22 protein-coding genes are annotated in these 23,251 nt (G+C 52.4%); 11 read left to right on the forward strand and 11 right to left on the reverse strand.

Annotated elements, in window-relative coordinates; all coding sequences use genetic code 11:
- Positions 1-66: 66 nt before the first annotated feature.
- Complete coding sequence (locus HKT17_RS06040) at positions 67-834, reverse strand: inositol monophosphatase family protein (RefSeq protein WP_168426947.1); 768 nt, start codon at positions 832-834, stop codon at positions 67-69.
- A gap of 43 nt (positions 835-877) precedes the next feature.
- Between HKT17_RS06040 and HKT17_RS06045 the strand changes: the two genes are divergently transcribed.
- The gene (locus HKT17_RS06045) at positions 878-1,687 is read left to right on the forward strand and encodes an RNA methyltransferase (protein ID WP_171098605.1); all 810 of its coding nucleotides are present in this window, start codon (positions 878-880) and stop codon (positions 1,685-1,687) included.
- A 70-nt stretch (positions 1,688-1,757) separates the two neighbouring features.
- Positions 1,758-2,525, forward strand: a complete 768-nt coding sequence (gene cysE / locus HKT17_RS06050; protein ID WP_240605695.1) for a serine O-acetyltransferase — start codon at positions 1,758-1,760, stop codon at positions 2,523-2,525.
- Between the two features lie 4 nt (positions 2,526-2,529).
- Here cysE and HKT17_RS06055 read toward each other — a convergent pair whose 3' ends face one another.
- The 4 genes from HKT17_RS06055 to HKT17_RS06070 form a co-directional block, all read right to left on the reverse strand.
- Entirely contained in the window at positions 2,530-3,357 is an 828-nt protein-coding gene (locus HKT17_RS06055; protein ID WP_171098607.1) for a UDP-2,3-diacylglucosamine diphosphatase, read from the reverse strand.
- 66 nt (positions 3,358-3,423) lie between these two features.
- Positions 3,424-3,915 (reverse strand): peptidylprolyl isomerase, encoded by a 492-nt coding sequence (locus tag HKT17_RS06060; protein ID WP_105028812.1) that lies wholly within the window; start codon positions 3,913-3,915, stop codon positions 3,424-3,426.
- Between the two features lie 122 nt (positions 3,916-4,037).
- Entirely contained in the window at positions 4,038-5,306 is a 1,269-nt protein-coding gene (locus HKT17_RS06065) for a L,D-transpeptidase family protein (RefSeq protein ID WP_171098609.1), read from the reverse strand.
- 27 nt (positions 5,307-5,333) lie between these two features.
- Positions 5,334-6,464 (reverse strand): L,D-transpeptidase Cds6 family protein, encoded by a 1,131-nt coding sequence (locus tag HKT17_RS06070; RefSeq protein ID WP_240965920.1) that lies wholly within the window; start codon positions 6,462-6,464, stop codon positions 5,334-5,336.
- A gap of 158 nt (positions 6,465-6,622) precedes the next feature.
- Between HKT17_RS06070 and cysS the strand changes: the two genes are divergently transcribed.
- Genes cysS through HKT17_RS06100 form a run of 6 tightly spaced genes read left to right on the forward strand, consistent with a single transcriptional unit; the run spans position 6,623 to position 13,255 of the window.
- Positions 6,623-8,029, forward strand: coding sequence for a cysteine--tRNA ligase (gene cysS, locus HKT17_RS06075; RefSeq protein WP_171098611.1), 1,407 nt, complete (start codon positions 6,623-6,625; stop codon positions 8,027-8,029).
- A complete protein-coding gene (locus tag HKT17_RS06080; protein ID WP_105028815.1) occupies positions 8,014-8,667 on the forward strand; it encodes a DNA-3-methyladenine glycosylase family protein in 654 nt (217 codons plus the stop codon). The genes cysS and HKT17_RS06080 overlap by 16 nt, the downstream gene beginning before the upstream one ends.
- 9 nt (positions 8,668-8,676) lie before the next feature.
- Positions 8,677-9,639 carry an acetyl-CoA carboxylase carboxyltransferase subunit alpha gene (locus HKT17_RS06085; protein ID WP_105028816.1) on the forward strand — a complete coding sequence of 321 codons (963 nt, stop codon included), beginning with the start codon at positions 8,677-8,679 and terminating at the stop codon, positions 9,637-9,639.
- The gene (tilS, locus tag HKT17_RS06090) at positions 9,640-10,632 is read left to right on the forward strand and encodes a tRNA lysidine(34) synthetase TilS (RefSeq protein WP_171098614.1); all 993 of its coding nucleotides are present in this window, start codon (positions 9,640-9,642) and stop codon (positions 10,630-10,632) included.
- A complete protein-coding gene (locus tag HKT17_RS06095; protein ID WP_171098615.1) occupies positions 10,619-11,572 on the forward strand; it encodes a 3'-5' exonuclease in 954 nt (317 codons plus the stop codon). The genes tilS and HKT17_RS06095 overlap by 14 nt, the downstream gene beginning before the upstream one ends.
- Positions 11,573-11,575: 3 nt before the next feature.
- The gene (locus tag HKT17_RS06100; protein WP_171098618.1) at positions 11,576-13,255 is read left to right on the forward strand and encodes an ATP-binding domain-containing protein; all 1,680 of its coding nucleotides are present in this window, start codon (positions 11,576-11,578) and stop codon (positions 13,253-13,255) included.
- 2 nt (positions 13,256-13,257) lie between these two features.
- Here HKT17_RS06100 and HKT17_RS06105 read toward each other — a convergent pair whose 3' ends face one another.
- Positions 13,258-13,752: a hypothetical protein gene (locus tag HKT17_RS06105; RefSeq protein WP_171098620.1), complete on the reverse strand. Its 495-nt coding sequence runs from the start codon at positions 13,750-13,752 to the stop codon at positions 13,258-13,260.
- A gap of 128 nt (positions 13,753-13,880) precedes the next feature.
- Here HKT17_RS06105 and HKT17_RS06110 point away from each other — a divergent pair, with 128 nt between their 5' ends.
- Positions 13,881-15,650 (forward strand): long-chain-acyl-CoA synthetase, encoded by a 1,770-nt coding sequence (locus HKT17_RS06110; RefSeq protein ID WP_171098622.1) that lies wholly within the window; start codon positions 13,881-13,883, stop codon positions 15,648-15,650.
- Here HKT17_RS06110 and HKT17_RS06115 read toward each other — a convergent pair.
- Together HKT17_RS06115 and HKT17_RS06120 are read right to left on the reverse strand one after the other, a co-directional pair.
- A complete protein-coding gene (locus HKT17_RS06115; protein WP_105028822.1) occupies positions 15,642-16,514 on the reverse strand; it encodes an esterase/lipase family protein in 873 nt (290 codons plus the stop codon). The two genes, HKT17_RS06110 and HKT17_RS06115, sit on opposite strands and share 9 nt — an antisense overlap.
- Positions 16,515-16,548: 34 nt before the next feature.
- Positions 16,549-17,013 carry a hypothetical protein gene (locus HKT17_RS06120; protein WP_171098624.1) on the reverse strand — a complete coding sequence of 155 codons (465 nt, stop codon included), beginning with the start codon at positions 17,011-17,013 and terminating at the stop codon, positions 16,549-16,551.
- 122 nt (positions 17,014-17,135) lie between these two features.
- Here HKT17_RS06120 and HKT17_RS15685 point away from each other — a divergent pair, with 122 nt between their 5' ends.
- Complete coding sequence (locus HKT17_RS15685) at positions 17,136-17,261, forward strand: hypothetical protein (RefSeq protein WP_255411427.1); 126 nt, start codon at positions 17,136-17,138, stop codon at positions 17,259-17,261.
- A 97-nt stretch (positions 17,262-17,358) separates the two neighbouring features.
- On the opposite strand, the gene HKT17_RS06125 is transcribed toward HKT17_RS15685, so the two are convergent.
- From HKT17_RS06125 to HKT17_RS06135, 3 genes are all read right to left on the reverse strand, one after another.
- Positions 17,359-17,934: a hypothetical protein gene (locus HKT17_RS06125; RefSeq protein ID WP_146106670.1), complete on the reverse strand. Its 576-nt coding sequence runs from the start codon at positions 17,932-17,934 to the stop codon at positions 17,359-17,361.
- A gap of 138 nt (positions 17,935-18,072) precedes the next feature.
- Positions 18,073-20,262, reverse strand: a complete 2,190-nt coding sequence (locus HKT17_RS06130; RefSeq protein ID WP_171098626.1) for a TRAP transporter permease — start codon at positions 20,260-20,262, stop codon at positions 18,073-18,075.
- A 99-nt stretch (positions 20,263-20,361) separates the two neighbouring features.
- Positions 20,362-21,342 (reverse strand): TAXI family TRAP transporter solute-binding subunit, encoded by a 981-nt coding sequence (locus HKT17_RS06135; protein WP_105028824.1) that lies wholly within the window; start codon positions 21,340-21,342, stop codon positions 20,362-20,364.
- Between the two features lie 255 nt (positions 21,343-21,597).
- Here HKT17_RS06135 and HKT17_RS06140 point away from each other — a divergent pair, with 255 nt between their 5' ends.
- The gene (locus tag HKT17_RS06140) at positions 21,598-23,199 is read left to right on the forward strand and encodes a peptide chain release factor 3 (protein ID WP_105029849.1); all 1,602 of its coding nucleotides are present in this window, start codon (positions 21,598-21,600) and stop codon (positions 23,197-23,199) included.
- Positions 23,200-23,251 lie beyond the last annotated feature (52 nt).

Consider the following 23,251-nt stretch of genomic DNA (forward strand, 5'->3'; position numbering starts at 1 on the left):
TCAAACGCCTGTGATGCAGCCTGGTTATTTGTACTCGCTTGTTTGCTCAACTGGGTCCCTGTTGTTTTATTTGAAGCTAAGCAGGTATTGGAGGGCTTTTGGGTTGCCGGCAACCGCGTCACCTGTGCTCATGAAGGTGTCATTGCCTTGTGGGTCGGTGATCAAGCCGCCTGCCTCGGAAACAAGCAACACGCCTGTTGCCAAATCCCAGGGCTTCAAGCCAAAACACATGTAACCATCCAGGCGACCACAGGCCACATAAGCCAAATCGAGAACGGCTGAACCGGATTTTCGAATGCCTGCCGTGCTTTCAGTCAGTGCCAGCATTTTGCGTTTTACGCCCAGCGAGCCCTCATTCTGACCGCTTGGGAATGCAAAACCAACCAGAAATTCATTGGGTTTGCTGCGTTTTGAAACCCGGATTCGACGGTTGTTTAAAAACGCACCTTCGCCTTTGGACGCGGTGAACAGGTCGTTGGTGGCCGGGTTGTACACAACTGCCTGTTGAACATGGCCGTTGACACGCAGCGCGATTGAAATGGCGTAGTGTGGGTAGCCGTGAATGAAGTTGGCAGTGCCATCGATCGGGTCGATGACCCACTCGTAGTCGGATTTGCCAGAGGCGCCGCTTTCCTCGGCTAGAATGGCGTGATCGGGAAAGGCTTGCTTGAGCACATCAATAATGGCGCTTTCAGCAGCTTGATCGGTTTCAGTGACGAAATCGTTGGGCCCTTTGACACCGATTTTTACCTGATCGAGGTCAAGCTCCGCTCGGTTGATGATTTTTCCAGCAGCGCGAGCGGCTTTCACCGCCACGTTCAACATCGGATGCATGGCCTTTCCTTTCAATTTGAATACGTTTAACCCGACATTATAAATGACCGCAGCCAATTCCCTCGAATCCATTTCAATAGTTCTCGTAAAAACAAGCCATCCGGGCAATGTTGGTTCGGTGGCACGCGCCATGAAAACCATGGGTTTAAGTGATTTACGCCTGGTTGAGCCGAAAACCAAAGAAATTTGCAGTGCTGAAGAGGCGATTTCACTGGCCAGCGGTGCGAGCGATGTGCTTGAACAGGCCCGTGTTTACGACTCCTTGCCCGATGCCTTGGCTGATCGAAGCGTGGCATTTGCTTTGTCTGCGCGTTTGCGCGATTTGGGCCCAAGTTTGCAAAGCCCGCAGGAGGCAGCAAAAGAGGCTTTGTGTTTGACGGGAAGCGGCATCGGTGCAGCTTTTGTGTTTGGTGCTGAGCGCACGGGTTTAAGCAACGATGAACTGCTGGTGTGCAATCGGCAGGTGACGATTGCCGCCAACCCGGTTTACAGCTCGCTGAACTTGTCACAAGCCGTGCAAATTGTGGCCTATGCCTTGCGCACGGAATGGGCGACTGGTGAATTGGCCGTGGCTGCCGAAGGCTCCCTTGCTGACAGTGTGAGGCAGGGTGGCAAGCTGGCCACTGTGAAGGCGGTGGCGGATTTACAGGCCCATTGGCTGCAAGCCATGGAGGCGGTTGATTTTATCAATCCCGACAAGCCGAAAAAGGTGGTGCAGCGTTTGGCCAGAATGTTGGCCAAAACGCCTTTGGAGCAAGAAGAAGTGGACATGCTTCGAGGCTTTTTTTCTGATGTGATACGGGTGGTGGACAATCGCCTTTATCCGCATGAATTTGAGCGCAAGAAGCCTTGATACAGCCGTGATACACTGCGGCGACCAGCGTTTGACGCATCAATAACAATTGATTCAGGGTTTTCCGCGCATGTGGATTCGACTACAAGAAGACATTGACACGATTTTGAGAAAAGACCCGGCAGCCCGAGGGCGTCTGGAGGTTTTTCTGTGCTATCCCGGTTTGCATGCGTTGATTTGGCATCGCCTGGCTCACAGGGCATGGGCAGCGGGTTTAATCACGCCGGCGCGTTTTTTGTCGCATTTGGGGCGTTTTTTCACAGGCATTGAAATTCATCCAGGTGCAATCATTGGCAGGCGTGTCTTCATTGACCATGGTATGGGCGTGGTGATCGGCGAAACGGCCGAGATTCATGACGATGTGACCATTTACCAAGGCGTTACCTTGGGTGGTACTTCATTGGCCAAGGGCAAGCGACACCCCACGCTTGAAAAGGGCGTGGTAGTTGGGGCTGGTGCACAGGTTTTGGGGCCATTCACAGTGGGTGAGGGTGCCAAGATAGGATCAAATGCTGTGGTAACCAAGCCAGTGCCCGCGGGTGCCACGGCGGTAGGCAACCCTGCACGCATGATTTTGAAAGCTGAAGAACGCGCACCGGGTGAGGAATTGACAGGCGCGGCAAAAACCAAAGAAGAGTTTTTGGCCTATGGTGTGTCCAAGAATGGCGATGATCCGCTGATTAAGGCCATGCATGGTTTGATTGATCAGGCCATTGCCCAGCAGCAACGCATTGAACAGCTTGAAAAACAGCTGAGCAAGGGGAAAGCGCAGCCCGATTGCGGAGACTCTGTGGACTGTGAAGAATTGAAAGCCCTGAACAAACTGGTGGACAACTAGCCACCTAGTTGAACAGGGTCAGACTGAATTCCCCGCTGCTTTGTAGCTTCAAGAAACCGCCCTTTGGGCGGTTTTTTTCTGGTTCATCAAAATCCCAGTCCGGCAACACAATGCGCTGGCCTTTTTGCAGCTGCCCTTGGGTTGATTCGGGGGTGGTGGGGGCTGGGCTGTTCAAAGTGTGGTGTATGGCACAGCGGTGTGTGTGCCCATGCAAAATCACATCGCTTTTGCCGATGTAATAGCCATCGGGCCATTTGCCTTTGAATGATTCAGCCACAGCTTGCAGGTTGGCGTCCATGATGCTCATGGCGCTGTTGGCTTTGTGTATTTTGCTTTCGCTGCGAATGGCTTTGGCCATTTCAATGCGTTGCTGCAGGGGCAGTGCCAGAAAGTTTTTTTGCCATTTCTCATCCCGGCTTTGAAGCCTGAATTTTTGGTAGGCCTTGTCGTCAGTGCAAAGTTGATCGCCGTGCGTAATCAGCACCACCTCGTGGTTGACCAGCAAAAATTCTGGATCTGGCAGAATTTCAAACCCAGCAGCTTCGGCAAATTGGTCACCGAGCAGGAAGTCGCGGTTGCCATGCATGAAATACAGCGTGGCGCCGACAGATTTTGCACTTTGAACCGCTTGGGCAACTCGCTTGCTGGTGCTGTCGCTGTGGTCGTCTCCGTACCAGACTTCGAACAGGTCACCGAGCAGAAAGATGAGGGTATTGTCCTGGGCTACACTGGCCAACCAGTTTTCGAAGGCTTCCAGTGTTTTGGGCGTGTCTTCAGAAAGATGCAGGTCGGAGGCAAAGAATGCAGCACCTTGTTGCGGAATTTCAATCAACTTGTTACCTGATTAAAAGTCATCAAAAAAGCCCTTGAGAGAAGGGCTTTTTTGACTGGGGCCGACTTAGAGTATTTCAACACCCTGAATCACCACGTCTTCCAGTGGCACGTCTTGGTGAAAGCCTTTCGAGCCGGTTTTTACGCCTACAATTTTGTCTACAACTTCTTTGCCTTCAGTGACTTTGCCGAATACGCAGTAACCCCAGCCTTGTGGTGTTGGGCTTTTGAAGTTCAGGAATTCATTGTTTTCTACGTTGATGAAAAACTGGGCAGTGGCCGAATGTGGATCGTTGGTACGAGCCATGGCAAGGGTGTATTTCTCATTTTTCAAGCCGTTGTCAGCCTCGTTTTTTACGGGGTCTTTGGTGGGCTTTTGTTTCATGCCTGGCTCGAAACCACCGCCTTGAACCATGAAGCCGCTGATGACACGGTGAAAAATTGTGTTGGTGTAAAAGCCGCTTTTCGCGTATTCCAGAAAGTTCGCCACAGTGGCGGGTGCTTTTTCAGCGTCCAGGGCGATCGTAATGTCGCCAAAATTTGTTTTTAGTTTAACCATGGTTCGTTTTTTCGCTTTTGCAAACGCAGAGGAGATTGAAGAATTACCGATGCTAACAGCTATCGCCGAGAACATCGACCACTTGAGAAAAACACGTTTGCCTTGAGTCACAGACTTGTTCCTTACAGTTTGAAAGTGTCTTCTTGAACAATTTGCCAACGGGTACCCACTTTCATCCAGTATTGCTGTTTGCGGATTTCGCCCGACAATTTGTCCTCTTGCCTAAAGGACACCAGCATCATGTCTTTGTCGCTGGGGTATCGCATGACAGTGAGGTCATCGATGGAAATTTTCCCGAATGACTTGTTGCTGATTTGCTGGTTTTTTTGCCACTCGATGAGACCTTGCCCGTCAATTTTGACGTCGCTTGCGTAATGATAAATTCCTTTCGAGAAGCCTTTTTCAAGATCTTTCTTCCAGGTGTCCACCATTCGCAGGGCTGCTTTGCGGTGGCTCTGCCACACATCAATTGGCACGAAGTCTAGCCTTTCGCTGATTACGACCTGCGTGCTGCCGATGTCAACAAATTTTTTCAAGGCAAGCAAATCCTGGTTGGCCAGTACCACACAGCCATCGCTGGCCTTGGGGGGGCGGCTTACGTAATGCTTTGGCATGCCATGCAACCAAATGCCATAGCCTGTTTTTCCAAGGCGCTTGTCCCAAGCGTTCGGGTAGTCGATAGGCAGGGCGATGGGGCCGTAGAAGTCAGTCAGTTTTTCTTTGGGCAGCAGTTCAGTGATGGTGTACACGCCAATGGGTGTGCGCTTGTCACCCTCACGTACTTTCACTGCGCCCATTTTGCCTTGGGATACGTAAAAGTCAGTAACGAGGCGGGGTTGCGGAAATGCATTTTCATACAGGAACAGTCGTGAACGCGTGGTGTCTATCAAAATCACATAACGCTGATCGTCGTTCAATTCAACCAGCTCAGCAGGTAGCAGGTCCCGTTGCGGGCGGTCTTTCACCGCCTTGAAGCGCGCGATTGCTTCTTCGCGCAATTCTGTCAGTTCTTCCTGTTTGCCTTTGGGCACATCGGGCATGTCCCCAATTTTGGTCAGGGGGCGCCCCGCTTTCAGCGACAGAATATCGCCCTTGAGCATGTGACCCAGGTAAAAATTGGGGAATTCACTCAACAAGCGATCGGTCAATTCAAGCGCTTTGTTCAGTTCATGATTGCTCAGCGCCAGATAAATTTCTTCGACTGCTGTATCGATTACCGGTTGGTAGCTGGCTGACTCAAACAACTTGCTGGCCAGTGAACCCTTTTTGGGTTCCGGGCTGCTGTAGGCCGCAAGGTCGAATGATTCCTCGGAGCCAGATTTCACAAAAGTGGGGGCCGCCGTGAATGCCCAAAACACCAGGGGGGCGACCAAGCGCAACCCTTTGGACATTCCACGAAGCCTGCTTCTAGACCACATTTAGCCGCCCACCCTCTCGCTGGTGATTTTCCAGGTGCCGCCTTCCTGTTTCATAGTCAGTGTTTTGGTGGACACATTGTTCAGGCGGTTGGAAAAATAGCTTTGCTTGAATTTCACCACGGCTTCATTGCCAGTGATGGTGATCAACGGGTTTTCAACCACCACGCGAATGGTTTCTTTGCCAACAATGCGTTGTTCGCGCATTTTTTCCCAGTTGGTACGGTTCATTTTGCCTGGTGTTTCAAAGTCTTGGCTGTAGGCACCTAGGTAACCGGCCATGTCTTGATCAGTCCATGCTTTGGCCCAAGCTTCAACGGCCGCCAGTACCTGGCTGTCCATACCGATGGTATTGGGTTTTGGTTCAGCAGGTTTGCTGGCTGTAATGGCAGGCTCTGCCGGGGCTGGTTTGCTGGGTGCCACCTCAACTGCGGGAGGCGTAGCAGCAACCACCGGCGGGGTGGGCACTGCCGCGGGTGCGGTTTTGGCGGGTGCTGGCTTGCTAGCTGGTGCGGCTGCTGGTGCTGCCGCCACAGCCACCGTTTCGGGCTTGCCGGCAATCAGGTTGCGTACCAGCGACAATTTGGTTTGCGCGGTTGAATTGCGCCCGTCCAGTTGAAGTGCTTTGTCGTAGGACTGGCTGGCCAGCTTGGCGTACACATCGCCCAGGTTTTCATGGGCGGTGGCATAGCTGGGGTGAGTGCGAATGGCCATTTCAAGTGACTCGCGGGCTTTTTCATATTCTCCGCGCCCCGCGTACAACACAGCCAGGTTGTTGTAGGGTTCAGGCAGCTCGGGAAAATCCTCGGTCAGCTTGGTGAACACAGTAATGGCTTCTGCGGTTTTGTTGCGTTCAGTCAGAATCAGGCCCTTCAGGAAGCGCATTTGAGCGTCGTTCGGGCGGTTGGCCAGGTATGCGTCTGCACGTGCCTGTGCCTGTTCAAATTGACCGCTTTGAATAAGTTTTGAAACTTCATCTGATTCGTCGGCATGGCCGGGTGCTCCGGCAAACGCCAAGCCCATGAGGGCAATCAGCAAAGCATATTTGCTTTTCTTGTATTTGCCACTGATTGACGACGTGATTGTTTTTTTAGCCTGCATTCGGTTGCGCCTTTGCGGGGTTACCCGTTTCATCTGATTGGTAGGGAAAAACTCGATCATGCGTAATGATATACTCGACCGCTATTGTAGCAAGCCCCAGAGCGGGTTGGCTTCTGAGCTGGGTTTCCTGAGGGTTCCAGTGTCAGATTGTACCGTTTTGGCAAGCTGGGTCCGCTTTTTTTCTGAGTCCAATGAAATCGTCTCTTCAAATTTACAATTCAATTCTAAGGAAAAAGCAGGCTTTTTCACCGCTTGATCCACAGAACGTTCGAATGTACGTGTGTGGCATGACAGTCTATGACTTCTGCCACTTGGGCCATGCCCGTGTCATGGTGGTTTTCGATCTGTTGAAGCGCTGGCTGCGTGCCTCCGGCTACCCGGTCACCTATGTACGCAATATCACCGACATTGATGACAAAATTATTCGCCGCGCTGTTGAGAACGGTGAAAGCATTCGTTCGTTGACGGATCGCTTCATTGCGGCCATGCATGAGGACGCGGATGCCTTGGGTATTGAACGCCCCGACCACGAGCCCCGTGCCACGGAGTACGTTGCAGAAATGCAGGACATGATCCACACCCTGATGAATAAAAGACTCGCGTACCGGGATGATTCCGGTGATGTGAACTTTTCGGTGCGTGCTTTTCCTGAATACGGCCGGCTATCGGGTAAAAGTCTGGATGAATTGCGGGCTGGTGAACGTGTGGGGGTTTCAGGCAGCAAGAACGACCCGCTGGACTTTGTTCTGTGGAAAAGCGCAAAGGCCGATGAGCCCGCAGATGCCAAATGGGATTCTGATTTCGGTGTTGGTCGCCCGGGTTGGCACATTGAGTGCTCAGCCATGAGTTGCAAGTTGTTGGGTAATACCTTTGATGTTCATGGCGGCGGTGCTGACTTGCAGTTTCCGCATCATGAAAACGAAATTGCCCAAAGCGTGGGAGCCACTGGCGAGGGTTTTGCCCAGTATTGGATGCACAACGGTTTTGTGCGCGTTGAAACCAACGGCCAATCCGAGAAAATGTCGAAATCGCTGAACAATTTCTTCACGATTCGGGACATTTTGAAGGTATACGATGCTGAAGTAGTGCGCTTCTTTATTTTGCGCGCGCAGTATCGCAGTCAGTTAACCTATTCAGAAGGGCATGTGCAAGACGCGAAAGCTGCCCTGGGTCGCCTGTACACCGCAGTAGGCGACGTTCAGGTAGCGGATTCGATTGATTGGACGCTGGAATTTGAAGCCCGTTTCGCTGAGGCGATGAATGATGACATGAACACACCGATTGCCGTGTCTGTGTTGTTTGAAATGGCCAATGAGGTGAACCGCACTGCCGACCTGGCTTTGGCTGCACGTCTGAAAGCTTTGGCACAGGTACTGGGTTTGTTGGGACGTACAGCCGAGGCTTTCCAGAAAGCCGAGGTGGGCGACCAGGCGGGTGCCTTGGACGAGGCTGAAATACAAGCTTTGATTGATGCCCGAACCCAGGCCAAGGCCGACCGGGATTTCTCAAAAGCGGATGCCATACGCCAGCAGTTGCTCGACATGGGCGTGGTATTGGAAGACAAACGGGGCGGGGCAACCGAATGGCGGCGAGCCTGAGGTTGAATCTAGATCCCCACGCGCCTGATTATTGGCAGGCGGCGTGTGAGGCCTTGGCTTTGCAAAGCCCGGTGTGGGCTGAATTGGTGGCTCGACATTCGGACCGGGCCTTGCGTTCGCGTGGCGCGCCTTATGAAACCATGCTGCGCTCGCTGGTGGGCCAACAAATTTCGGTCAAAGCAGCAGATGCGGTGTGGGCTCGAGTGGTCGAGGCGCTGAATGGGCAAATCAATAGCAGCGTATTGCTCGCTCTAAGTGATGACACTTTGAAGGCCACAGGCCTTTCACGCCAGAAAATAGCCTACGCACGTGCCTTGAGCGAATTTGAGCAGCAGGGACGTCTTGAGCTGACACTGCTGGATGGCATGGACGATGAGGCCTGCACGCGCCACCTGTGTGAAATCAAGGGAGTAGGGCGCTGGACGGCCCAAATGTTTTTGATGTTTTGTTTGCGCAGGCCCGATGTTTGGCCTGTGGATGACATTGGTGTGCAGCGCGGTATCTCGCGCCAATTCTTCGAAGGTGAACCCATCGGACCGAAAGAAGCACTACAATTCGGGGAAAAATTAAAACCTTGGCGGACAGTGGCAGCGTGGTATTTGTGGCGCAGCCTCGATCCAGCCGTGGTGGACTATTAAGAGAACCTCATGAAGCAAACATTTCTGGATTTTGAAGCACCCATTGCCGAGTTAAAAGGCAAAATCGAGGAGCTGCGCCTGGTTCAAGACGGCTCAGCTGTTGATTTGTCAGAAGAAATTCGCCGCCTGGAAGGCAAAAGCGATGTGCTGACCAAGGAGTTGTACAGCAAGCTGACCCCCTGGCAGGTTTCGCAGGTGGCGCGTCACCCCCAGCGCCCCTACACCTTGGATTACATTGCCCACGCATTCACAGACTTTCACGAGTTGCATGGCGACAGGCATTTTGCAGACGACCCTTCGATTGTCGGTGGCTTGGCCCGCCTTGATGGTGAAAGCGTCATGGTGATTGGTCACCAAAAAGGCCGTGATGTGAAAGAGCGTACTTTGCGTAACTTCGGCATGCCTCGCCCGGAGGGCTATCGCAAAGCACTTCGCTTGATGAAAACGGCTGAGAAATTCGGTATTCCCATCGTAACCCTGGTGGATACCCCGGGGGCATACCCTGGTATTGATGCCGAGGAGCGTGGGCAGTCTGAGGCCATTGGCCGCAATTTGATTGAAATGGCACAAATTCAGGTGCCCATTGTGAGTGCAATTATTGGTGAGGGCGGTTCAGGTGGCGCTTTGGCTTTGGCTGTGGCTGATCACGTCATCATGATGGAAAATGCCACTTACTCTGTAATTTCCCCTGAAGGATGCGCGTCCATTTTGTGGCGCAGCGCTGAAAGGGCATCGGATGCTGCCGAGGCCTTGGGTATTACCGCCAAACGCCTGCGTGATCTTGGGCTGATTCAGGAAATCGTGAAGGAAAGCTTTGGTGGAGCGCACCGCGACCATGCGCAAACGGCCAGCAACTTGAAAACCGCAATCAAGGCTGCTTTGAATATGCTGGTCACTTACAAGCCCAAAACCTTGTTGGATGCTCGCCATGACCGGCTGATGAGTTACGGCCACTTCAAGGTGAGCAAATAATTGAAACAGTCGCTTGAAGCCTTTCTAAGCGACTTCAAGCGCCAAGCCCCGCTGCCAGCCAGTTTTGTAGTGGCTTATTCAGGCGGGGTCGATTCCACCGTGTTGCTTCATGCATTGCATGCAATGGGTTTGCCACTGCACGCGGTTCACGTGAATCATCAAATCCAGCCACAGGCCAATGCCTGGGAAGAGCACTGCAAAAATCAGTGCGAACACTGGGGTGTGCCTTTTACTGCGTTGCGGGTTGATGTGGAACCCGGCGATTTGGGCCTTGAAGGCCAGGCCCGCGTGGTGCGATACCGTGCCATTTTTAGCTGGATGAAGGCCAATCAACACACTGTGTTGCTGTGCGCCCACCACCAGGACGATCAACTGGAAACTGTACTGCTGCAATTGCTGCGCGGTTCGGGCCTGAGAGGAGTGGGTGGGATGCGCGCTGTGGGCCCTGTGGGTGTGGATCGCCATCTGCATCCTGACTTGCTGTTGGGTCGCCCTTTGCTCGATTGCAGCAAAGCCAGCCTGCTGGAGTACGCACATGTAAATCGCCTGCCGCACATCGAAGACCCCAGCAACAATGACACTACACTGCGCCGCAACTGGATACGCCACGAACTCTTGCCCAACCTGGAAGAACACTTTCCCCAAAGCCCGAAGGCTTTTTTGCAACTGGCTGAATTTTTTCGGGCACACTATTCGGAAGAAGATTCAAACACGCAAGCCAATGCGCCCCAGGTGGTTTGCGCAGCAGGCAGCTTGCAACTGATTCAGTGGCGAGCACTGGACGACACAGCCCAGCTCAATACACTTCGACACTGGTTGCTGGGCCATGGCGTGCGTTGTGGCAAACTGAAATTGATTGAGCTGGCTCGCCAATTGCGCGTTAATAAAGGTGGAATTCGCGAGGTAAAAAAAGGCTGGCAGGTGAAAGTAAGCCGACAACAGGCCCATTTGCTGCACACTGAACCAGAGGACAAAGCGATTGAACCACGATGAATTGAGCAACAATGAATTGAACAAAAGCATTGGCAACATTGACCCGGAGACGGTGGCCCGTTGGCTGGAAAGCAGTGGGAACTACAAGGTGTTGCGCAGCATTCAAATGCGTGACACTTTTGCTGGGCAAATCAACAGCCCAGTTAAGGTGCTAGTGGTCGACACTGAAACCACCGGTCTTGATTTTGCAACATGCGAAGTGATTGAAGTGGGTGCGGTGCTGATTGAGGTGGACCAGGACACCGGGGCAATAGGTGCGGTGTTGGGTACTTATGGTGGGCTTGAAGAACCCAAGGTGCCCATTACACCCGAGAATTCAGCCATTCACGGTATTACCAACGACATGGTCAAGGGTCAGCGGTTCGATGAAGCTGCTTTGAAGACCCTGTGCGATGAGGCCGCTTTGTTCGTGGCGCACAACGCAGCATTTGACAAGCCTTTTATGCTTCGCCGTTTTCCGTGGCTTGAAAAATCGATCTGGGCCTGCACGTTTCGGGAACTGCCATGGACCCAGGAAAATTATTCAGGACGCAAACTGGAATATTTGTTGTCGGATTGCGGTTACTTCCACGGCGCCCACCGTGCAGTGGAGGATTGTAATGCACTGGTCCATGTGTTGGCTCAACCCTTGAAAACATCCCAGCGCATGCCGTTTCAAGTGCTGTTTGACAGTGCCAATGAATCGATTTATCAAATTGCTGCGTTGAAAGCACCATTTGAGAAAAAAGATTTTTTAAAGTCCAAGGGTTTTCGCTGGAATGCGGATGACCGCGTTTGGGAATTCGAGGCAGTGGGTTTTTCAGAAGGCAAAGAAGTTATCGAATGGCTGCGGGAGCAGGTGTACTGCACCACCGGAAAAATCATGCTGGGCTTTCGCATTCAGGCTGGGGTTGATCGTTACTCCGGCACTGCGCTGAAGCAACAGTTCAAAGAGGTATAAGGCGTGCCCGCCAAGGTTTATCCTTCCGACACCAGTGAGCTTGCGCTAGATGGCGCACAAGCCCGTGAGCGGGACGTGTTGTTGCAATTGCAAGCGCAGTTGCCAGACAACTACACCATTTATCACGGTATTCACTGGTCAAGAATTGAGCATGGGCTGACCGTCACAGGGCGAATCCAATTTCTGGTGCTGGGCCCCAGTGGTATTGTTTATAGCATCTTGATGAAAACCGGTTTGATGAAAGTGGACCAAGGCCGGGTGGTGAAGCAATTGGGTGAACAGCGTCAGGATGTATTCAACGCACTGGCTGAACAAAGTGCTTTGCTGAACCAGAAGTTCAGGTTGCAACACCAAGGTAACTTGCGTGTAGAGCCCATTTTTTATTGCCCCGATTTCACCGTACCCGACCCCGGCGGACTTACCGTGAATGCCGAGCGGGTGGTGGATGCCCGTCACAAAGATGAATTGGCTGCCCTGATTCAAACCATCGACATTACTGCTGACCTGTTCAGCAGCCACAGCAATCCCAAAGCCATTCACTCATTTTTGTGCAATGAACTTAACCTGGTTCCTGAGGTGGGGGCCTTGTCACAAGCCGCGGAAACTTTGGTAACGCGTCTGTCTCACGGCCTGGAGCAATGGGTTTCAAGGCTAAACTTCGAGCCTTTTCGCTTGCGTGTTACGGGTACTGCTGGCAGTGGAAAGTCGCAACTGGCTTTCAGCGAACTGCAGCGCAACCATGGTTTAAAAGCCCGAACCTTGTATGTGTGTTACAACCGGCCGCTTTCCTCACACATGGCGCAGCAGGTTCGTGAAGCAGGTTTGATGGGCGCGGTGGTTTTTAATTTTCATGCATTGTGCGACCGCATGCTCCGCGATGCAGGTCTTGACGTGGACTACGCTTCGCCCGGGGTTTTTGGTCGCCTGGCCGAGCAAGTTCTGGCCACACCTCTGGACAAACGGTGGGTGTTCGACTCAATTGTGGTGGATGAAGGCCAGGACTTTGATCAAAGTTGGCTGCCGGTGCTTCAGCGTTGCGCACATTCGGGCACCCGGTGGCTGTGGCTGGAAGATCCGATTCAAAACCTGTACGCCAAGCCAGCAGTCAGCCTGCCCGGTTGGGTCAGCTTGCACACGCCCATGAATTATCGAAATCCGAAACGCGTAGTGCAGGCATTGCAGTTGGTTCAACGTGAATTCAACTTTGAATCGCCTTTGCCGCTGGACATTGAAGCGGCTTGCCCCCTGGAAGGTTTGCCCTTGGAGTTTTTCGAGTATGACAATGAAGAGTCGTTGTTGAGTCAAACCGCCAAGGCAATTACTGCCTGTCTGCGGCATGGTTTCACGCGCGACAAAATTGCGGTGCTTAGCATGCGGGGGCACGAGAAATCAAAGATATTGGCGCAAGCCAGCGTTGGGCCGCACAGCCTGAGGCACTTTACTGGCCGATATGATGACAACGGCAGCCAGGTATTCACCGAGGGTAATGTGCATGCAGAGTCGGTTTATCGCTTTAAAGGGCAGGCAGCACAAGCTGTTGTGGTAACCGAGTTGGCTTTTTCGGAGTTCAACGAAGCCGATTTTCGAAAGCTTTTTGTGGCCATGACACGGGCCAAATTGCTGTTGGTGCTGGTGGGGCATTCGGATACCCTTCAGCGTTTGCGAAGGGCAGTATTTGCTTGAGATTACTGCTGAATTTGCCAAGCACCTTTGCTGGGCGAGCACACCTCACCCCGGAACTTTGTTTTTTCGCCGTTCACAATGGTGACACCCAGGTAAGTGCGGCAAGTGTCCGATTTGGCCCCCGGCGACAAATACACTCCGACGCCATTCACCGGGTTTAGCCAGCGCACGGCTTGCCCAGAGGGCACCAGCTCCATGGTGTGCCCGAAACAATGGGAATCCACTGCGAACGCATCAACCAGCTGGGTTTCCGTGAAAATTGTTTTGAACGCATCGGTGGATTCAACATAAGCCATTTGTTCGGTCAAGGTGCCTTTCAGTGCCTCGCTTTGAACCAGTTTGGCATCGCATTGCCCACGAAGCACACCGAAGTCGCTGTTCCAGCCTTTGCCCGTGTAGCCAATGAAATTTTTGGCATGGGCCACATGAAACGGAAGCGTGGTCACAAGCGCAAGCAGGCAAAGAACAGTTTTAGAGCGTACTTTGGCTATGGGCATGGAAGAATACTTAACAGGGCAGCCTGATGACATTGATAAAAACGGTGTGTACGCGAATTTCGTTGACCCAAAGAGTGTATCTTTTTCTTTATAAAAAAACACGAGACAGCACCCGGAGGCCGCACAAAATGACAGTTCAGGGCAAAACAGTATCTGCAATTGACATTGCCAAAGGCGCCTTGGGTTTTCTGCCAGACATGCCGCACATTCTCCCTTCGCTGGCCAGTTTGGCATTTCTCAGGCCGCATTCACGCCGTTCGCTCGGTTTGCTGTTTCAGGAAACAGCGCGCAAACATGCAAAATCGACATTCCTGAAAAGCGATCAACAGTGTTGGACCTACGGGCAAGCCAATTCCGTTTGCAATCAAATGGCACGCGGTTTGCTCTCCATGGGCGTTAAGGCCGGTGACACGGTAGGCTTGTTGTCAGCCAATCGGCCTGAAACCTTGCTTGCGGTGATTGCCTGTGCCAAGTTGGGTGCTGTTGCTGCGCTGCTGAATATCAATCAGCAAGGTGCGGTGCAGGCGCATAGTTTGAAGTTGGTGAAACCACGAGTGATTCTGGCGTGTGACCGTGGTCTGGATATTCTCAAGCAGTTGGAATCAGAGAACAGCGTTTTACTCAAAGGCATTGAATTGTTGTCTTTGCAAACCGGCAGCACCCATTTAAGAGTGAGCGATTTTCGCAGTGCCTGGTGCACGCAGCCTGACCACAACCTGGCGCAAACAGCGCAGATTGTGGCCAGCTCGCCCTGTTTCTATATTTTTACCTCAGGCACAACCGGTTTGCCCAAGGCCTCTGTTATGAGCCATTACCGTTGGTTGCAAGCGGCCTCGGGCATGAGCACCGCAGTGCGTTTGACGGCTTCTGACGTGTTTTACTGCTGCTTGCCGCTGTATCACAACAACGCACTCACGGTGTCACTGGGGGTGGTGTTGGCTTGTGGCGCTTGTTTCGCACTGGATGAAAAATTCAGTGCCAGTCAATTCTGGAAGCGTATTTCACATTACAAGGCGACGGCGTTTTGCTATATCGGAGAATTGCTGCGATACCTGTTGAATCAAGCACCCCATATGGACGATCAGAACCATGAGATCCGCTTGATTCTAGGCAATGGCCTGCGCCCTGAAATATGGGATGACTTTGAAAACCGGTTTGGTATTCATCAAATTTTCGAGTTTTATGGGGCAAGCGAGTCTAACCTGGGATTCATGAATGCCTTTGGCCTGAAAGAGACTGTTGGCTTTTGCCCCATGCCCTTTGAGGTTATTGCCTGTGATGCCGATTCCGAACAGGTGGTGCGAAACTCACGTGGGTTTTGTGAAACCGTAAGCCGCGGTGAAGTGGGTTTGTTGATCAGCGAAGTGACCGAGTTACGGCCCTTCGATGGCTATACTGACCCGAGAGCCAATGAAGGCAAGTTGCTGCGCAATGTATTCAAGCGTGGTGACTGCTGGTTCAACTCGGGCGATTTGGTGCGCAGGCAGGGGTGGCAACACATTCAGTTTGTGGACCGTTTGGGCGACACATTTCGCTGGAAGGGCGAGAATGTTGCAACCTCGGAAGTGGAGGGCGTGTTGGCCAAACTGCCATTTCTTGAACATGCAGTGGTTTATGGCGTGAAGCTGGATGGGTTCGACGGCCGTGCCGGCATGGCCGCTGTTGCTGTAAAACCCGGTGCCAAGCTGGACTTGAAAGCGCTGGCTGCGCATGTAAGCAGCCAATTACCTGCTTACGCAGTGCCGCAGTATGTGCGTGTGCTTCAAACTGTAGAAACCACCGGCACGTTCAAATACCAAAAAGTACAGCTAAAGAAAGAGGGCATTGATCAAAACCTGGTGAATGATCCTTTGTACAGTTTCAATGCAGCAACCCGGAGTTACACCGCTTTAGTTTGAGGCAGTTTGTAGCGATTGGCCTTGAACCAGCTTGACGATCAAATCGAGTGTTTCGGTGTCATAGAGCATGCCGCTGTGCGACACCCGTTTGCCTGGAAGCAGATCTTGAATGTAGATGTTTTGCACGCCAGGTTCTTTCACAAACTGGTTTTCAACTGGCACCACCACCTTGTCGTTTTTTGTGACCAAAACACTGTATTGCACATTGGGCATGGCGATTGGGCCTGTTTTTAGCTCGCGCAACAAGGCGGAGCGCGGGTGCTGGTCTGCACAAGCCAGGCAATATTCGACGTTGTCGCGGTTGGGGGTTTTTGCAATGGAGGTTCCGTTGACACTGGGGGCCAAAGCCACAAAGCGGTCGACGTGGGCAGCGCCTTGCAACATTTTCAGGTAGTAAAAGCCTATGAGACCGCCCTGAGAGTGGCCCACCAGGGTCACCTTGTCTCCACCTGTGGTTGTTTTCACAAACTTTACAAAATCGGCAATTCGTTGTGCCGATTCATCCACCGGGCCTACCCCTTTGAACCAGTCGCTGGGCTCGGCTGCGCCATAATCGATTGAGTATACGCACAGGTTTTGATTGGCCAGTGCCGGGCCCAAGGCACCAAATGAATACATACTGGAAGAAAAGGTGCCGTGAATCAACACAACCGGGTTTTGATTGTTGGCGGGGCGGCATGCCCAGTTGTTCACCCCGTCTGGCATGGTTTGGCCACCAAGCACTTGGCTTAAAAATGAGCTGGTCCAGTTTGATTTCGCCTGGAACTGGCCTGTTGAACCCGCTGTATTCGTGGTGCTGCAAGCAGCAAGAGAAATTATGGCGAATGCGGCAAGCAGCAGGCGACTTGTGAACAGTGTGGTCATGGTGCGGTGTCCTGGGGTTAGCTCGACTTGGTATTTATGACCAGAATCGCAGCAAAGGGTTCTGTAGGGCACCAACAAACAAATAGAGCGTGCCTCCAATTTCTGCAAACACCAGCGCCACCATGAATACGGCCAAACCTGCGCGGGGCATGGCGTGTTTTCCCAGTCTGTGAGGTTGCCGCAACTGATTGTCGGGTCCGTTCAGCGCTGCCTGTATCAAATAACCCGCTACAGCCAAGGCAAAAAATAGAATCACGATTGCCGCCGCAAACAAGTTGTAGTTTGGGTTGAACATGCTGAAATGTGCCAACACGGCCAGGGTGATACAGGCAAAACCGTAGAGCAGGCTGGCTCTGTGGGCGATGTCTACATATGGATGCGCTAAACCTTGTTCACTGCGCCACATCTGCAAAAACTTCCACAATCCGCTGAAAAGACCAACGAGCAAAAATACTCCTGCGGAAACAATTGCAAAGGCGCTGGCAGAACTGACGGTCATTGTGGTTACCTCTTGGGGGTAGTCGAATAAGGTGGCCCCCTTTGTGGGAAAGACTCACCTGTGTTTTTGCACTTAAATAGAGGCATCAACACACATGTGCATTATGCACCGGGAGTATTGCCATGGACGATTTCGCAAACAAGAGCTTTGACGTGACCATGCTGGGCGAGTTGGAGGCCAAAAGAGAGTGGTTTGTTGGCGTTCTGGGCGCCAGTGTGTGCTACGGCCTGATTTTGTGGTTGCTGTAAAGTTTTATTGATATTTCATCGCGCCCATAAAAAAACCCTCGAATTCTCGAGGGTTTTTTATTTACTCAAAGCTCAGCTCAAGCTGGGCCATGTCCTTTCAGACTGAAGCCTTCGGGGCCGCTGCAGCACGCTTGGCGCGTGGGGCAGCAGCTTTCTTGGCGGCAGGCTTCTTGGCAGCTTTTTTCGCGCCAGCTTCACCTTTTACGCCAATTTTTTCGAACAACTGGGCAGCAATTTGCTCAGCTTGTTCAATGGCGGGCTTCAGTGTTTCGTTTTTTTTGGCTTGTTCCAAAGCGCTTACACCCATGGTGATCGCGTTTTCGGTCAAAGACTCGGCTTGTGACAAAGCCAAGGCTGCATAAGAGAAGCCTTTGTCGATCACAACTGGCAGTTGCTGTTCGAACAGCTCAACACCCTTCTGTGTGTAAACCTGGCTCACGCCAACTACTTTTTCCAAGCCTTGCTTGATCTCTGTACGTGCGTTAACAACCACAGGCTTGTCGGCCAAAGGCAGCTTTTCAGCAGCGGTGAATGCGTTGCCCAAACCTTGTGACAGCAGGCCGAATTGTGCTTGTACCAGGCTGTTCAGGGCCTTGGCAGCGGCTTGGTGCTGGTTCTTCAGTTCGGTGTTGGTTTTGGTCAGCAATTCAGCTGTTTTTTCGAAAGCGTACATCGTGAGATCTCCTTGGGGTAGCGGGTAGTCAAATTTCGTGACACTTCGCACTATAGGGAAATCGATTACGCAATGAAAGGGTTTGAACCTGAGGCTCTACACTAAAAAAGGGTGTAGAAGCCTCAAGGCACTGCGTTTTTAATCCATTCCCTTGGCCTGAACCATGGGTTCCGGTGCCGGTTTTCCTTTAAAGAACTTATTAAGAACAATTGCTACAACAGCCAGTACTGCGCCACCAATGTCGGTGTACAAACCGCCCTCAATCATGCAGAGCGCGGCGATCAGCAAAATACCGCGTACTACCCAATTTGAATGTGCTCCCCAGAACCAGCCCTGAATTGCGGCGGCCAGGAAAAACACACCAATACAGGCTGTAACAAAGGCACGCAAAATGACGAACCATTCGCCTTCCATCAGCAAGGCTGCGTTGTAAAAAAACATAAACGGCACAATAAATGCAGTCAGACCAATTTTGAAGGAAGTAAACGAAGTCGCCATTGGGTTCGCGCCGGAAATACCTGCAGCAGCATACGAGGCCAGGGCGACTGGCGGTGTAATGGCCGAGATGACAGCAAAGTAGAACACAAAGAAGTGAGCCACCAAGGGCTGAATACCCAGCTCGATCAGGCCGGGTGCAACAACGGATGCAGCCACTGCATAGGCGGCTGTGGTTGGCATGCCCATACCCAGCAGAATTGCAATGCACATTGCAAAGAACAAGGCGATCAATTGCGAATTTTCGGCAATGTCCAATAGGATGGAGGAGAATCGCGCGCCAACGCCAGTCAAAGCAATCACCCCCACGATGATGCCAGCACAGGCACACACCGTGATGATTTGAATGGACATAACCCCTGCCAAGTCGAAGGCCTTGAATATGCTTTTAGGCCCCATTTTGAATGGCGACAGCCAGCTAACCACAGCCGCCGCTGCGGTGGCCAAGGTGCCTGCACGAATCACCGAGTAACCCATGAACAGAGCGACAATCAGAATAATGATAGGAATGAACAGGTAGACCTGCTTGACCATTTTCGAGAACTGCGGCAGTTCATCGGAGCGCATACCACGCATGCCGAGTTTTGCTGCCTCGAAGTCGACCATCAAGTAGGTAGACAGGAAATACAGCACGGCAGGAATGACTGCAGCGATTGCAATTTCCGAGTAAGGGATTCCTGTAATTTCCGCCATGATGAACGCGCCTGCTCCCATGATGGGAGGCATGATTTGCCCGCCCGTGGATGCAGCGGCTTCAATGGCGCCGGCTGTTTTTCCGTTGTAACCCACTTTTTTCATCAAGGGTATGGTCAAGGATCCTGTGGCAACCACATTGCCTGCGCTGGTGCCATTGATCATGCCCATCAAGCCTGAAGCGAAAACAGCCACTTTCGCAGGGCCGCCGCGCGCACGGCCTGCGGCCGCGAATGCGAAGTTCACAAAGTAATCGCCTACTTTGGAGGCCTGAAGAAAAGCGGCGAAAACGATGAACAAAATAATGTAGGTAGAGGACACCGCAGTGGTGGCACCCAGAACGCCCGCATCGGTGTAGATGTACGAGAAAAAGCGGCTGAAATCGAAGCCGTCGTGCGTCAAAAAGCCGGGCAGGTAAGGGCCAACAAATGAATACACCACGAATATTACCGAGATGATGACCAAGGCGCTGCCGGCCACGCGGCGTGTAAGCTCGAGAATAAGTGCCAAACCTACCATGGCTGCCCACGCGTTGCCGGGTGAGGCGAAAGGTGTTCCGGCTCGCATGCGCAATGCCGTTCCATCGAGGTGAACCATGAGGTAGGCGGTGCTGGCGATCACGGTCAGTACCAGAGTGCCATCAAGCCAATTGAACTTTGAGCCTTCCGGGCGCAAAAACCAGCTGGCAACAATCGCGCTCAAGGTAGCCACGGCCAATGGAATACCAAACTGGTTGACTTCCATTTCCGGGGTAATCATCTCACCTGCGGCGATGATCTGCTGCATGTCGTATACCGTGTAAAGGGCATAGATCGCTGGCAAGGCCAGTATTGCTGCAAGTGCCTTGATCAGGCTTTGATTACCGCGCTGGGGTTGGTCAACATTGGCAGATGAGTAGGCGATGAAGCCGATGATCAGTGCGCCAGCCACGTGAAGAATGCGAAAGGCCCAGGTTTCCACCGGGGCTACATTCAACGAGAAAACATGCCAAAAGGCGTAGCCTGCGGACAGGATTGAAACGAGCAAAGCCGCTCGCTGGGTGAATGTTCGCTGGTTGTTCGCGGGGGGTTCGTCGTCGACGCCTTGGGCGATGAGACGATCTTCTGCGTCAGTGCTGGATGCGCTAGAGGGAGTGGACATGATGGGACCGATTCAAGAATAGTAAGACTGGTTGCGCGAGCGCGCCGGGTGTTCAATGCAATACCCGGCGCTCACTGGATCAAATGGATTGATCGATGTTTACTTCAGTTTCAGGTTCGCTGGAATTGTGAAACCTTTTTCCTCGTAGTACTTGGCGGCACCGGGGTGGAAAGGGATGAAGGTATTTTTATCCCAGTTTTCCGCCAGGGTTGTGCGTGCGCCTTTGTGAATGGTCAACATTTTTTCATTGTTGTCCAGCACGGCCTTGGTGGCCTCGTACACAAAGCTTTCAGGCAAGTCACAGTTGGCAATCGCGTAGTTCCACATGGACACAGCACGTGCGTCCTGGGTCAACGTCTTGTAGGTGTTGGCCTTGATGGGGAACGCAGACACTGGGTAGGTGTCCATGATCTTCTTTTGCTCAGCTTCCGTAAATTCAAGAATGTTGATTTTGGTTTGTACTTCAAGCTGGGTTACTGCTGGAATGGGCACACCAGCGGCGAAGGCGACTACGTCGATCAAGCCATCCTGCAGCTGACCGCCCAAATCGCTCCAGCCACCATTTCGGCGTTCAAATTTAACGCCCAGTGTTTCAAGCATTTTGGGAAAGTAGGTGTCGGAAGTGGAGCCTGCCGGGCCGAAACCGATTTTTGAGCCAGGCGGAATGTCTTTGATCGATTTGATGCCACTGGAGGACAGCACTGTGACTGAGAATGGAGTTTGATACATAGGGAACATGGCGCACACCTTGTTCATTTTCAGGCCGGGAGCCAAGGGGCTTTTTCCGTCCAAAGCCTCGCGAGCGGGGCCCATGGTGGTCATGCCAAATGCCAGCTTGCCGGTGTGAACCAAAGCAAGGTTCTGCGTAGGACCGCCCGTCACTTCAGCCCCACCTGTGATGCCCACGGTGTCTGCGACCAGATTTGCCCAGCCGGCGCCGTAAGCATAATAAGTTCCGCCTTGTGAGGCCGTGCCTACTGTAAAGCTTTTGGGCCACTTGGATTTGTCGGCGTGAGCTGCACCCATGGCCATTGCGGCCAGGCTGATTGCAACGGCGGATTTTGCCAGAATTGCTTTCATTGGTATCCCCTATGATTTGATGTAACTGTGCCCATTGGGTTTGGGCTTTGTGGTTGTTATCGTTCCTTATTTGAACGAGTCGAGTGTGCAAAAACACCGTTGTAATGTCTTATTTATAATGAAAATGAGCAATACGGGATGTCCGCAACAGGGTTTGTATTCAATTATTAATTTATAAATTAATATGAAAATGAAAGAAGATGAATTTAACCCCTTGGGCGTGTAAAATCACGGCTTTTGCGCCAAAGGGCTGCTGTGTCCATTGAATCTGAAGTCAAGCGTCGTCGAACGTTTGCAATTATTTCCCACCCCGATGCGGGCAAAACTACACTGACTGAAAAGTTATTGCTGTTTGCGGGTGCCATTCAAATTGCGGGTAGCGTGAAGGCGCGCAAGGCGAGTCGCCACGCCACGTCGGACTGGATGGAAATTGAAAAGCAGCGTGGTATTTCCGTGGCCAGCTCGGTGATGCAGATGGAGTATCGCGATCAGGTGATCAACCTGCTCGACACCCCAGGTCACCAGGATTTTTCCGAAGACACCTACCGAGTACTTACTGCGGTGGATGCAGCCTTGATGGTGATTGACGCCGCCAATGGTGTTGAGCCGCAAACTTTGCGTTTGATTGAAGTGTGCCGTGCGCGAAACACGCCAATCATTACCTTCGTCAACAAGATGGACCGCGAGGTGCGTGATCCACTTGAATTGATGGACGAGATTGAAAGTACGCTTGGCATTCCCTGTGTGCCGTTTGCCTGGCCTGTGGGGCAGGGCAAGCTGTTTCACGGTATTTTCGACATTCGCAAGAACCACATGCGTGTGTTTACCCCGGGTGCAGATCGCCGTCGCGAGGATGATGAGGTGATTGACGGCGACAATCGCGAATTGCTGCGGAGCAGGTTTGGTGCCGAGTTCCAGCAAGCTGAGCAGGAAATTGATCTGGTTACCACAGCTGCGCCCAGCTTTGATGCCGCTGAGTTTCTGGCAGGCAAGCAAACTCCCATGTTTTTCGGTTCAGCGGTAAACAACTTTGGTGTTCAGGAAGTGCTGGATGCATTGGTGGATGTAGCGCCTCATCCAGGGCCGCGCAAAGCGATCGAGCGTGAGGTGGCGCCCACTGAAAGCAAGTTCAGTGGTGTGGTGTTCAAGATTCAGGCAAACATGGACCCCTCCCACCGCGACCGCATTGCCTTTGTGCGGGTGCTCTCTGGTCGCTTTGAGCATGGTATGAAGTTCAAGGTGCTGCGCACCGGCAAAGATTTTCGCCCCACCAGTGTGGTGACTTTTCTTTCTCAGCGTCGAGATCGGGTTGACGAAGCCTACGCCGGCGACATTATTGGATTAACTACTCACGGCGGTTTGCAGCTGGGTGACTCGCTCAGTGAAGGGGAAGGCTTGCAATTTACGGGTTTGCCGTTTTTTGCACCAGAATTGTTTGCCTCCGTTGAATTGAAAGACCCCATGCGCAGCAAGCAACTGCAAAAGGGGCTGATGGAATTAGGCCAGGAGGGCGCCATCCAGGTGTTCAAGCCATTGCTGGGTTCAGAAATGTTGTTGGGTGCCATTGGGCAGCTTCAATTTGAAGTGGTGCAGGCGCGTTTGAAGGGCGAATACGGAGTCGAGGTGCGTTTGGCACCAAGCCGTTACAGTTGCGCCCGTTGGGTGACCAGTAAAAACACCAACGACTTGCGCCGGTTTATGGATGCCAATGTGGGGCGCATGGTGACTGATGCTGCTGATACCCATGCTTTTTTGGCAACATCGAGGTTCGATCTGGATGTAATGCAGAAGCGATGGGAAACCATCGAGTTTCACCCTATGCGTGAACATGCCGGGCTTTTGCTGGCCAATCACTGAGCACCCACCCCCGTGTAAAAACGGGGGTACAATCGTGTCAATATAAAAACAC

The sequence above is a fragment of the Limnobacter sp. SAORIC-580 genome (genome assembly GCF_013004065.1).
GTDB classification, from domain to species: domain Bacteria; phylum Pseudomonadota; class Gammaproteobacteria; order Burkholderiales; family Burkholderiaceae_B; genus Limnobacter; species Limnobacter profundi.